Raw genomic sequence first — 12036 nt, forward strand, 5'->3', positions numbered from 1 at the left:
AAGCAAACAAACAAGAAGACTCATCTTTATCCATGGTCAGATATTAACACTCTTCCGGCGTACCGGTATTTGTGGCTGTTCTGAACGAAGAACCGCATCCGCATGACGCAATCGCGTTCGGATTGTCAATCGTGAAACCGCCGCCCATTAGTGATTGTTTGAAATCAATGATGGTGCCGTTCATGATGTCAAGGCTTTCGGAGTCGACAAGGACCTTGATGCCGTGCTGTTCGAACTGTGTGTCTTTCTCTGAGACTTCATGGTCAAAGCCCATCCCGTATGAAAGACCGCTGCAGCCGCCGCCTTTTACGCCCACTCGCAGGAACGCATTTTCTTCTTCATGTTCTTTCATCATATCTTTAATCTGCAATGCAGCAGCTTCTGTAATCGTTACTGGTGTACTCACGATCATCCCTCCTTTTGACTGGATGTTTCTTTTCAATTATAAACGTGATGTTGCCTTTTCTCAAATAAATGGTTTAGAGATAGAATGTGCCGTCACAAATTGTTTCAGCAGGTCCTGTCATCAGCACATGGTCATTATCTTTCCAGCGAATGATGAGGTCTCCGCCAGCTAGATGAACGGTCATATCCGTTTCTTTTTTCGCATGTCCATTGACAATCGTTGATACAGCCGCAGCACATGCTCCTGTTCCGCACGCTTGCGTAATCCCTGATCCTCTTTCCCACACGCGAAAATGCAGTTCTGTTTCACTGACTCGTTCCACAAATTCTACATTGACGCCTTCTGGAAACATGTCATGCTTTTCAATGATTGGCCCAAGCGAATCGAGCGGCGCCTGTTCAATGTCTTCTAAATAGAAAACGATATGGGGATTCCCCATTGAAACAGCTGTTCCATTTAAGGTCGTTGTGCCAAAATCAAGCGGTTCATTAATCGTTGTACTGGCCGGTTCACCAAGCATTGGCATCGCTTCTTTTTCAAAACGAGGTTTTCCCATATCTACTGTCACTAACTGAACGTGACCATCCTGCACATGAACGGTCGCCTCAACGAGTCCTGACAATGTCTCAATCTGGAACGTTGTGTCTGTTACGATTTGATGCTCATACACATATTTTGCCACGCAACGCAGACCGTTACCGCAGTTTTTCCCCTCTGATCCATCATTGTTGAAAATGCGCATCTTCACAGGCGCAACATCTGATGGGCAAATGAGGATCATTCCGTCTGAACCGATACCTGTATAAACAGAAGAAACGCGGATCGCTATCTCTGACAGCTGCTCTTCTGGAAGCTGTTCCTTCATCTGATTGACGTATATATAATTGTTTCCTAGTCCGTGCATTTTCGTGAATTGAAATGATGTCATGAGCGTCCTCCAAAAATGTTGTTTCTTTATAGTATAAAAGGAGTCGATTCAGGAGACAATCTTATCATCCCCCGTTTTTCATACATAGAAGCTCTTTGCTGCCATGGCAAAGGGCTTTTATTATGCATATGTCTCTTTTTCTCTCGTGTGATGCTTCATTTTGATGATATTTTATTAGCATAACATATTGGATGCGCTTTCTACATTTTCCCCTAAAAAACGGAAACTGAATATATGAAAAAAATGCACCTCATGACCCATGTGGTGCATTTAAAACATGTCGTTTTCCTCTATAAAAGCATAAATACGCTCGACTAGCTGCTCTGCATTTTCTCCAGAAACAAATTCTCCATTCACAAGGGCAAATGGGGAGTCCATACATTTGCCGCAATAGCTTAAACAACCGTATTCCATTACATCTAAGTTTGGGTCTTTTTCAAGTTTCTCTTTTGCTTCTTGAGACCCTTGTGCAAGATTACTTACACAAAATTCGATCAGTGGAAACACTGTGCTTCACCTCACATTTGCCTTACTATCCTACCGAAATTCCTTCTATTAGTCAAAACATGAGCTTCAATAAATCGTTACGCCTATTCCTCGTAAAATGTTTTACTATTTAGGACTAAGTAATGAATATGTAGGTTATTTTGAAACAATTATTGTGGTTTCACAGTAAATTCGATATAATTTTATTTGGTATTTTAACTTAAAGTTTTTTAGTATAAGTGTTTTTCAATGTCTAGGGGGAAAAGGAGAATCGTCATGAAAAATTTAGTCTTGATCGGCGGAGGTTACGGGAATATGCGGGTTCTCCACCGCTTATTGCCAAATCAATTACCTGATGATGTTACTATCACATTAATTGATCGAAATCCTTACCACTGTTTAAAAACAGAATATTATGCACTTGCTGCTGGAACGATCTCTGATCATCACATTCGAGTATCTTTTCCAGAGCATCCGAAGCTGGATATTCAATACGGGGAAGTAGAAAAAATTGATATTGAAAACAAACAGATCTTATTTAGCGACCGTGAACCGATTCCATATGATGATACGGTAATCGGACTCGGCTGTGAGGACAAGTATCACAATGTCCCTGGGGCGAAAGAACATACATACAGCATTCAAACCATTGATCAGTCAAGACTTGCGTATAACAAATTAAACAATTTGAGCGCAGGTGCAACAGTTGGCATTGTCGGTGCTGGACTTAGCGGGGTAGAGCTAGCCAGTGAACTGCGTGAAAGCCGCTCTGATTTAAACATCATTCTTTTTGACCGCGGAGAACTGATTCTTTCCAGTTTCCCAAAAAGATTAAGTTTATATGTACAAAAATGGTTTGAAGAAAACGATGTAAAGATCATTAACTGCGCCAATATTACAAAGGTTGAAGAAGGAGTTGTGTACAACCATGACGATGCAATTGAAGCAGATGTCATCGTGTGGACAGCAGGAATTCAGCCAAGTAAAGTCGTGCGAGATATGGATGTTGAAAAAGATGCACAGGGCCGTGTCGTCTTAACTCCTCATCACAATGTCCCTGGAGATGAGCATGTCTATGTCGTAGGTGACTGCGCAAGCTTGCCGCATGCACCAAGTGCACAGCTTGCCGAGGCACAGGCAGAGCAAATTGTGCAATCTCTACAGAAACGCTGGAAAAATGAGCCGCTTCCTGAGGCTTACCCGCAGTTTAAGTTAAAAGGCGTACTCGGCTCTCTAGGGAAAAAAGCCGGCTTTGGCTTAGTGGCGGATCGTCCACTTGTTGGTCGTGTTCCAAGACTCTTAAAATCTGGACTTCTTTGGATGTACAAGCATCACAATGGATAAAATGATGTGAATTTTTTCTCAAAGCTCCTTCTAATGAAGGAGCTTTTATTATGAAACGGCATGTACCGATGGATGGTTCACTTTGATAGGAGCAAGCGCAAGAATGCAGTCTTTACGAAACGTTCTGATCGTCTTCTTCGATAAACAATACGCTTGTATGAACTGTTCAGTTTGACGATGTACAATGATTTTTCGTTTCGAACACTCTCCATTTTTCTTCATATAAATCATATCAATCGGTATTTGTTGATGAAGAGATTGTTTTAGTAAATAATTCATGATGCTCACGCTCCTTTCATCTCATTATATAAGAACAAACGTTCTAAATCAACCTAAAAAAGGAACGTTTGTTCTGTTTATTTTCCTAAAAAAGAACAGCTCATTCACTGCTCTCTTCGTACCCGTATTTCTCCATTTCTTGATAAATATCTTTTAATTTTGGATTGCCCTCTCCAACAATCTGATCCTCAACAAGGACAAGTGGATAAAAGAATTCATCATCAAGAATTCGTTCAGACAATTCTTTTTGGCGTTCGTTTTCAGGCGGGTGCTCAATATCGATATATGTGATGCGAAACGGCTGATTTGGATATTTTCGTTTTAATGCTGCATCTAGCCACTCAAATGTATCTTTTGAAGAAGGCAGATTCACGCAACTAGCGCACAGGACATCTCTTCCATATACATAAAGGTCAACGGTTTTGTTCATTTGACAAGCCCCCTATTCTTTCTTTATTTTAGCTGAATTTTCTGTATGAAAAAAGTCAAAATCACTTTTTGTTTCAAGATGAGATTGTGCTATAATGAGAAGGAAACTTTGAAACCAATCAATAGATTTTTATCGTCCAGATGAATATAATGGTGATATGTTGTGAAAGGAGCGATTATATCTAATGACTGAAGTCGAAATGAAAGACCAAGTACAGGAAGTACTGGACAAACTTCGTCCATTTCTATTACGTGATGGTGGAGACTGTGAGCTTGTAGACATTGAAGATGGCATTGTGAAATTACGCCTTCTTGGTGCATGCGGCAGCTGCCCAAGTTCAACCATTACATTGAAAGCCGGTATTGAGCGCGCATTATTAGAAGAAGTACCTGGCGTTGTAGAAGTTGAACAGGTTTTCTAATTCATATATGACATGAAAACGGCCCTTACTGGGCCGTTTTTTAATTAGGATAACTTCTCTCTAAACCATTCTTGAATGAAGGTCAGTCTTTGAATACGTTGCCCAGGGTGGCCGCTTCTCGATAAATCATGAGAAGCCTTGGGAAACTTGACTAATCTCGTGTCTTTTCCAAGTTCCTTCAATGCCACAAAAAGCTGTTCTCCTTGATCGACTGGGCAGCGGTAGTCTTCATCACTGTGCAGGATGAGAAGTGGTGTATTCACCTGTTTTACATACTTTAGCGGCGAACGATCCCATAGCTTATCAACAGAGTCATAAATATCCCCATCAATCTGCCATTTTGTAAAGAAATAGCCGATATCACTGATGCCATAAAAGCTAATCCAATTTGAGATGGAACGCTGTGTAACAGCTGCACGGAAACGGTCGGTCTGTCCGACAATCCAATTGGTCATAAAACCGCCATAGCTGCCGCCCGTTACGCCAAGCCTTGTTTCATCAATAAAGTCATAGGCTTCGAGCACATGATCAACAGCCAGCATGACATCCTCATAATCAACGTCTCCATAGTTGCCTCTTACCCGATCCGTAAACATCTGTCCGTATCCATGACTGCCATGAGGATTGATGTACACAATCGCATACCCTTCAGCGGCGAGCATTTGAAATTCATGAAAATACGTATGACCGTACATCGCATGCGGCCCGCCATGAATTTCTAAGATTAGTGGATATGTCTTCCCCTCTTCCATCTGAGCAGGCTTCATCAACCAGCCATGTACAACGTCTCCTTCTTTTGACTGGAAAGAAATTGGTTCAGGTTCGGATATGACATGTTCCTTTAGAAAGTCATCATGCTCAAACGTGATTTGCTTGAGTGAGGATTCCCCTAAAGTCAGCTCATACAGCTCACTAGGCGAGACAGGTGAAAGACGGCTGATCAGCATTTTTGATTCATCTGGATGAAGACTGAAATTCGTCACATGTTCTGCCTCTAAACGAACGGGATAGGCTAAGCCCTCAATAGAGAAATAATAAATTCCGGTACTCCCTTGATCAGAAACAAGCGCATAAAACCCCTGACTATCCTTTGTCCATTGTGGAAGCTGATTGGCCTCACCCATAACACTATCCCCTGCCATACAGTTTCCTACATACATATCGAGCATTTCTGATAATTGAACGGTCTTTTTCTCCTTCAGGTCATGCAGCCACAATGATGGGAAGGTTGCATTCTGAAATTCACGTTCATGTCCAATGTACAAAAGGCTTTCTCCATTTGGAGAAAATGATACGGTCGAGTAAGCGCCTGTTGATTGGGTGATTTTCTTGGATGTACCGTCCTCTAATGACAGGAGACAGATATCACTTATGTAAAACGTCTGCGGGTTGGATTGAATATAGGCGAGCCACTTCCCGCAAGGAGAGACGACATGATTCACATGATGCTGCTGCTCACTCGTAACCGTCTCTACCTCCCCTGAGCAGACATCGATTTGTACAATTTGCGTCAGCCGCCCGTCTAAAAAACCTCTGCCATCTGCTTTATAAGTCAAATCATCATATACTGCCGGAGCAAAGTCATCGCACTCTTCCTTTTTTTCATCATGAACAGATTCTTCTTGTTTTAATGAGACCGCTGCATAAATGAACGCTCCATCCGGTGAAAATACAGGATGAGATACGCCGTAAGGAATATTCGTTAAGGTACGAATGCCGCCGCCATCGCTCTGAATGAGTGCGAGCTGAGGGACTTCCTTTGGCTTCTGCAAAATAAACGCAAGCTGCTTTCCGTCTTTTGACCATGCTGGTTGATGATGCTTTCCATCATCAAATGTCCATTGAGACAACTCCCCTGTCTCTTCATCTCGAACCCATAAATGAATATTGTAATCATCCTTTTTTTCATTCACCGATACTTTTGTAAAAACAGCCTTTTTTCCATCTGGTGAATAAACTGGATGAGAAACAGACACAATTTGTGTTAAATCCTCTGCTGTTATCAATTTCTTCATCAATAGATCTCCCCCTTTTATGTATCAAAAATAGTTCGCTTCTCTAAATAATAATCCCTGCTTTTGTTATGAAAAACAAGGATAAAAAAAGAACGTGCGTCTTCACAGCACGTTCTTCATTTGATTCACAGAATGATGCTCGACGACGACACCTTCTACCGGCACCGTCAGTACATCCACTTCACAATGCGGGAAATTTTGGGCAAGCTGCTTTTTCAGCGCTTCTCCCTTCCCTTTTTCCACTAAGGTCAAAATAGTCGGCCCAGCACCGCTTAATGCCGTTCCATACGCGCCTTTTAATGAAGCAACGTGCTCCACCTTTGATAGCTCTGGGACAAGCATCGTGCGGTATGGCTGATGAAATAAATCTTTATTCATCATTTCCCCTACAAGCGGCCAGTTCTGCGTTATTAAGGCGGCGACAAGGACGTTACTCACTGCACTCGCACTCACGGCCTGTTTATAGGAAAAATCCTCTGGCAGGACATCACGGGCATCCTTTGTGAGCACTTCATAAAAAGGAATCACGACGACGACATCTACATCCACATGCTGCACTTTAACGGCATGTGTCTTGTCTTCTTCATGAAGACCGATGAGTAAACCACCGAATAAAGAGGCACCCGCATTATCTGGATGACCTTCTACCTCACTTGCAAAAAAGAGCTTCTGATCATCGGTCATCTTTAATTCAAGCAACTGATTGGCGAGCTCAATAGCGGCGACAATGGCAGCAGCGCTGCTGCCCAGCCCCCTTGCTAATGGAATATCACTCCACACTTTGACATGAACAGGCGGGAGTGTTTTTCCAAAGTCATCTGCGACCTTTTTAGCTGTTTGGTAGATCAGGTTATCGGTGCCTGATGGAATACCAGACACGACATCTGTTTCTGCTTCAAACAGCCAGCTATCATGGTCATAGACCGATAGCTTTAAATAGCGGCTGAGCGCCATTCCGACTGAGTCAAAGCCTGGTCCTAAGTTGGCAGTGCTTCCCGGTACTGTGATTGAAAAAAGCATGGAGGCGTTACTCATACGCGTGCGGCCTTTTCTAAATGTTCCAGAATTTGATCTTCATCTGCATCCAGTGTGACCGGTTTGATGTGCGAAATATCAATCGCCGTATTCGGATCTTTTAATCCGTTTCCTGTCAGTACAGCGACGACTTTACTGCCTGGCTTAATTTCTCCAGATTTCACTTGTTTGAGTACACCTGCAATTGATGCACAAGAGCCTGGCTCTGCAAACACACCTTCTTCACGTGCGATCAATTGATAGGCATGAAGAATTTCTTCATCTGTCACTTCATCAATTTTCCCGTTTGATTCATCTGCCGCTGCTACAGCTTGCTTCCAGCTTGCAGGGTTTCCGATGCGAATGGCTGTTGCGACTGTTTCTGGCTGCTCAATGACTTCATTTCGAACGATGGCTGCAGCACCTTCTGCTTCAAAACCACGCATGACTGGCAGTCCAGTGCCTTTTTTCTCATGATATTCTTTGAAGCCTTTCCAGTACGCTGTAATATTCCCCGCATTCCCAACAGGAATCGCCAGTACGTCCGGTGCGGAGCCTAGCTGCTCACAGATTTCAAATGCCGCTGTTTTTTGTCCTTCAATTCGGTATGGATTGACGGAGTTAACAAGTGCGATCGGTGCTTTTTCACAGATGCTGCGGACAATTTTAAGTGCATCATCAAAGTTGCCGTCAATGGCAATGATCTCTGCTCCGTACATGACAGCCTGCGCCAGCTTACCGAAGGCAATTTTTCCATCTGGAATGATGACAATACATTTCATATCAGCGCGCGCCGCATAAGCTGCCGCTGCTGCAGACGTATTCCCTGTCGATGCACACATGATCGTATCATTACCTTCTTCTTTTGCCTTTGCGACGGCCATGACCATCCCGCGATCCTTAAAAGAACCTGTAGGGTTGACGCCTTCTGTTTTCACATGAAGTTCAATCCCCAGTTTTTCGGAAAGCTTTGCGAGATGAATCAGCGGTGTGTTTCCTTCATTTAATGTTAGTTTAGGTGTTTGTTCGTTTACTGGTAAGAATTCTTGAAATTCTTCAATGAGTCCATTCCACTTCATCAGCTTAAACCGTTCCCTTCTACTCGGTACGTGCTCTTCACTTGAACCACCACGTCGAGATCGTTTAATGTTTGCAGGATATTTGAGAAATCTTCTTCTGATGTCTGATGTGTAATAATCACAATTTCAGCCAGCTCATCATGCCCTTTGACAGGAAGCTGAAGGATCTTTTCAAAGCTGATGCCTCTTTCAGAAAAAATCGATGTAATGCGGGAGAAAGCTCCGACTTGATCTCTCACATGTATTCTTAAAAATTGCTGAGCAAATACTTCGGATGATGATTTGATTTTCTTCTCAAATTGCGGTGCAATAAATCCACTGCCATTCACACCAAGACGCATGTTTTTCATAACAGCGACTAAATCAGAGACAACAGCTGTTGCCGTTGGTAGGCTGCCTGCTCCAGGTCCGTAAAACATCGTTTCTCCGACAGCACTTCCGTAAACATAGACAGCATTAAATTCATTGTTGACAGAAGATAACGGGTGATGATCAGGAAGTAAAGTTGGCTGTACGCTGACCTCCACTTTCTCTCCATCCCTTTGGGCAATTCCAATCAGCTTCATTGTATAGCCAAAACGTTTACTGAAATTAATGTCCTCATCCGAGATGTCCGAGATGCCTTTCACTTTCACATCCTCTAAGTCTACATTCATGGAAAAGCCGAGTCTTGCCAGGATGGCCATCTTTCTTGCCGCATCTAGTCCTTCTACGTCCGCCGTCGGATCTGCTTCTGCAAAGCCAAGATCCTGCGCTTCTTTTAATACATCTTCATACGCACTTTTATCGACATTCATTTTTGTTAAAATAAAGTTCGTTGTCCCGTTCACGATTCCCATCATTTTTGTGATGCGGTCAGAGGCTAAACCTTCCTCTAGTGTACGCAAAATCGGAATCCCACCTGCGACACTCGCTTCATAGTAAAGGTCACAGCCGTTTTCTTTTGCTACATGTAAAAGCTCTGTGCCATATAGCGCCATTAAATCCTTGTTGGCTGTAATGACATGCTTCTTCTCATTTAGTGCATCTATTAAATATTGTTTTGTCTTTTCAATGCCGCCCATCACTTCAATAATGACGTCGACCTCTGGATCTCGAATCACATCGTATACTTCAGTTGTGAAGACCTCTCTTGCCACATCCACATCTCTTTTTTTATCGGGATTGCTCACAAGCACTTTTTGTATTAATACCGGACAGCCGATCTGGTGCATTAATTTATCCTGATGATCTTGAATAATCTTAACGACACCGCTCCCCACTGTTCCTAATCCTAGTAGTCCAACTCGAATTGCCTTCACCTGAAATTCCACCTTTCTCCGTAAATGTCCTCTCTAAAAAGACATTTGTTAACCTAACACAGACATTCAATGTACACACATTATAAAGGGGTATCCTCATTTTGACAAGGTAATAAAATAAGAGAATATGAGAATGAAACCGCTTAACAGCTATTTATATCAAGATTCTATATTTTCAAAATATTTTTGTGAGAAAAGCTCCCGAAGCCGGGAAGCTTGAGATTACGCCTGAACTGGCGTTTTGGCTTGCTGATTTTGCAGGACAAGCGCAATATTTTCAGCACATAAATGCATCATGTTTTTTCTCGTTTCAACACTTGCACTTCCGATATGAGGAAGCACTGTCACATTTGGTAATGTCGTTAGCGGGTGATCTGGGCTGACTGGCTCCTTGCTAAATACATCCAGACCTGCTCCTGCAATTTTTCCTGTCGTGACAGCATCATATAAAGCATCTTCGTCTACCGTCTGCCCTCTGGAAACGTTGATGAAGTAAGCCGTGTTCTTCATCTGCTCAAATGCTTTCTTATTAAACATTTCTTTCGTTTCAGGCGTTAAAGGCGTCAAACAAACGATGAAATCAGACTGCGTAAGCAGCTCATCAAATGCGGCATAGGTCACACCTAGCTGTGCTTCTGCTTCTGGCTTTCTTGAACGATTATGATAAAGAACATTCATATCAAAACCTTTTGCCCGCTTGGCCAGTGCGGTTCCAATACTGCCCATTCCGACAATCCCTAACGTTTTATGATGAACATCAGCACCGGCTAGAAGAAGCGGCCCCCAGCCTGTCCAGTTCCCATCCTTAATCCAATCACTCGCTTCGACAATTCGTCTTGCTGACGCCATCAAAAGCGCAAAGGCTAAATCAGCCGTTGATTCTGTTAAGACGTCCGGTGTATGACATACCGTGATCCCGTGCTTTTTAGCTGCCTTTAGATCAATATTGTCATAACCGACCGCGAGATTCGCGACCACTTTTAGATTTGGAGCATTTGATAAAAGTGCCTCATCTACTTGATCTGACAGCATCGTGAGCAGCCCATCTGCTTGAGCCGCTTGTTTTTCTAACTCTTCTCTTGGACACGGCTCATCCTCGCTCGTCCACATATCAATATGAGCGACTTCTTTTAATGGTGTAAGTGTTGTTTCATCAAGCTTTCTTGTGATATAGACATAAGGTTTCGTCAAGAAGAACACTCCTTTGGTTGATTTCTTTAAGCATAACGAAAAACGCCTCAAGAGAAAAGAGACGTTTCGTCTGTTCACTGAAACTTCAAATCAGCGGATTGATGAATCCATCCAACAGGAGGAATGAGATGCCCACCGCTGCGCATAGCACTCAATTCTTGAAACACCTTGAGAAAATATTCGTAGCGGTTCGCATCATTTAAAACGTAATCTAATCGTTCTTCATAATAAGATTTTTCATTTTCTCCTGACATATAATAACCTTCGACAATTTCAAAATAATGAAGCGGAAACAAAAGACGGCTGTACAGCAGACGCTTTGAAAATGATGAAAGAGGCGTAACCTGCTCATATTGCTGCAAAAAGGAAAATCCCTCTTCAATTAAATCCTCCTTATGCTGGACAAAGGTTTCTCTTAAATATTCTGCGATATCTCTTGTTGGATGGTCAAATACCCAGTCAACAGGTAAACGAAGCGGCTGCTCATGTGGCCAGGTCATACGTGAAAAGCGCTGATGACAAACAGTACCTGAATCACATTCTTTCGGTTCATCATCAAGCTCTGTATCCACTAAATATTGAATGGCATTTTCCGTTAATCCGAGATAATACGGAAAGGATTCAATGAATTTCTTTTCAAATCGTTCAAGTGGTTTTTGATGCATTTGCTGCATCCAAAAGCCTTCCAGCTGGTCTAACCGTTTTGCCCATAATTCCTTCCAAGCTCCGACACGTTTTGTTTCAGACACCTCATAAGGAAACCCTCTCCCCCTGACATGAAAGGCCGCCAGCTCTGATGCGTGCTGAAATGAGCGGCTTGTAACCCGCGGTGCTGCCTTTAATAGAGCGTACAGTTCTTTTCCATGGGTAAAAGTCGGTTTCTCTTCGTTTGTTAATTCAAACACGGCAACGTATGGGTCACCGTCATTCAGTAAATACTGACTGATATGATAAAGCTCTGTGAGTTCTTCTTCTCGCAAATGAGACACGGGAACAATGATGAAGAGAGCTTTCGCCGTTTGAAAGCTCTGATAACTGCCATATGGCATAAATTGACGCACATCAATACCAAATGTGTGATAAATGGTTTCTTTCATGATTTCACCTGCGTTCATAAAATCAGTCTCTTATCATATCGTAGT

General features: G+C 42.7%; 12 protein-coding genes and 1 pseudogene. 2 read left to right on the plus strand and 11 right to left on the minus strand.

Going from position 1 to position 12036, the window contains the following annotated elements; genetic code table 11:
* Positions 1 to 43 precede the first annotated feature (43 nt).
* The 3 genes from erpA to NST09_RS15050 form a co-directional block, all read right to left on the minus strand.
* Positions 44 to 406 (minus strand): iron-sulfur cluster insertion protein ErpA, encoded by a 363-nt coding sequence (gene erpA / locus NST09_RS15040; protein ID WP_008357254.1) that lies wholly within the window; start codon positions 404 to 406, stop codon positions 44 to 46.
* Positions 407 to 479: 73 nt separating this feature from the next.
* Positions 480 to 1334, minus strand: a complete 855-nt coding sequence (dapF, locus tag NST09_RS15045; protein ID WP_007500427.1) for a diaminopimelate epimerase — start codon at positions 1332 to 1334, stop codon at positions 480 to 482.
* A gap of 270 nt (positions 1335 to 1604) precedes the next feature.
* On the minus strand, positions 1605 to 1841 hold the full coding sequence (locus NST09_RS15050) for a YuzB family protein (RefSeq protein WP_008346813.1): 237 nt from the start codon (positions 1839 to 1841) through the stop codon (positions 1605 to 1607).
* A 255-nt stretch (positions 1842 to 2096) separates the two neighbouring features.
* Here NST09_RS15050 and NST09_RS15055 point away from each other — a divergent pair, with 255 nt between their 5' ends.
* Positions 2097 to 3164, plus strand: coding sequence for an NAD(P)/FAD-dependent oxidoreductase (locus NST09_RS15055; RefSeq protein WP_342493079.1), 1068 nt, complete (start codon positions 2097 to 2099; stop codon positions 3162 to 3164).
* A gap of 48 nt (positions 3165 to 3212) precedes the next feature.
* On the opposite strand, the gene NST09_RS15060 is transcribed toward NST09_RS15055, so the two are convergent.
* On the minus strand, positions 3213 to 3443 hold the full coding sequence (locus tag NST09_RS15060) for a hypothetical protein (RefSeq protein WP_017367979.1): 231 nt from the start codon (positions 3441 to 3443) through the stop codon (positions 3213 to 3215).
* Between the two features lie 100 nt (positions 3444 to 3543).
* The gene (locus tag NST09_RS15065; RefSeq protein WP_008346819.1) at positions 3544 to 3873 is read right to left on the minus strand and encodes a YuzD family protein; all 330 of its coding nucleotides are present in this window, start codon (positions 3871 to 3873) and stop codon (positions 3544 to 3546) included.
* A gap of 121 nt (positions 3874 to 3994) precedes the next feature.
* Between NST09_RS15065 and NST09_RS15070 the strand changes: the two are divergent.
* Positions 3995 to 4294 (plus strand): annotated as a pseudogene (locus NST09_RS15070) (NifU family protein).
* Positions 4295 to 4338: 44 nt separating this feature from the next.
* On the opposite strand, the gene NST09_RS15075 reads toward NST09_RS15070, so the two are convergent.
* From NST09_RS15075 to yutH, 6 genes are all read right to left on the minus strand, one after another.
* On the minus strand, positions 4339 to 6309 hold the full coding sequence (locus tag NST09_RS15075; RefSeq protein WP_342493080.1) for a S9 family peptidase: 1971 nt from the start codon (positions 6307 to 6309) through the stop codon (positions 4339 to 4341).
* Positions 6310 to 6411: 102 nt separating this feature from the next.
* On the minus strand, positions 6412 to 7344 hold the full coding sequence (gene thrB / locus NST09_RS15080) for a homoserine kinase (RefSeq protein ID WP_336750283.1): 933 nt from the start codon (positions 7342 to 7344) through the stop codon (positions 6412 to 6414).
* Complete coding sequence (gene thrC, locus NST09_RS15085; protein ID WP_008346825.1) at positions 7341 to 8402, minus strand: threonine synthase; 1062 nt, start codon at positions 8400 to 8402, stop codon at positions 7341 to 7343. The genes thrB and thrC overlap by 4 nt, the downstream gene beginning before the upstream one ends.
* Positions 8402 to 9703: a homoserine dehydrogenase gene (locus NST09_RS15090; RefSeq protein WP_039963829.1), complete on the minus strand. Its 1302-nt coding sequence runs from the start codon at positions 9701 to 9703 to the stop codon at positions 8402 to 8404. The genes thrC and NST09_RS15090 overlap by 1 nt, the downstream gene beginning before the upstream one ends.
* A 222-nt stretch (positions 9704 to 9925) precedes the next feature.
* Complete coding sequence (locus NST09_RS15095; protein ID WP_079920602.1) at positions 9926 to 10894, minus strand: D-glycerate dehydrogenase; 969 nt, start codon at positions 10892 to 10894, stop codon at positions 9926 to 9928.
* 74 nt (positions 10895 to 10968) lie between these two features.
* On the minus strand, positions 10969 to 12009 hold the full coding sequence (yutH, locus tag NST09_RS15100; RefSeq protein WP_035389301.1) for a spore coat putative kinase YutH: 1041 nt from the start codon (positions 12007 to 12009) through the stop codon (positions 10969 to 10971).
* Positions 12010 to 12036 lie beyond the last annotated feature (27 nt).

Origin of the sequence: Bacillus sp. FSL W7-1346 (assembly GCF_038593335.1) — a bacterium.
GTDB classification, from domain to species: domain Bacteria; phylum Bacillota; class Bacilli; order Bacillales; family Bacillaceae; genus Bacillus; species Bacillus altitudinis.

Bases quoted from the DNA above. Each gene is read 5' to 3' on its own strand.
- NST09_RS15060 (WP_017367979.1), bottom strand. From the start codon at position 3,443: ATGAATTATTTACTAAAACAATCTCTTCATCAACAAATACCGATTGAT.
- NST09_RS15065 (WP_008346819.1), bottom strand. From the start codon at position 3,873: ATGAACAAAACCGTTGACCTTTATGTATATGGAAGAGATGTCCTGTGC.
- NST09_RS15055 (WP_342493079.1), top strand. From the start codon at position 2,097: ATGAAAAATTTAGTCTTGATCGGCGGAGGTTACGGGAATATGCGGGTT.
- dapF (WP_007500427.1), bottom strand. From the start codon at position 1,334: ATGACATCATTTCAATTCACGAAAATGCACGGACTAGGAAACAATTAT.
- NST09_RS15075 (WP_342493080.1), bottom strand. From the start codon at position 6,309: ATGAAGAAATTGATAACAGCAGAGGATTTAACACAAATTGTGTCTGTT.
- thrB (WP_336750283.1), bottom strand. From the start codon at position 7,344: ATGAGTAACGCCTCCATGCTTTTTTCAATCACAGTACCGGGAAGCACT.
- thrC (WP_008346825.1), bottom strand. From the start codon at position 8,402: ATGAAGTGGAATGGACTCATTGAAGAATTTCAAGAATTCTTACCAGTA.
- yutH (WP_035389301.1), bottom strand. From the start codon at position 12,009: ATGAACGCAGGTGAAATCATGAAAGAAACCATTTATCACACATTTGGT.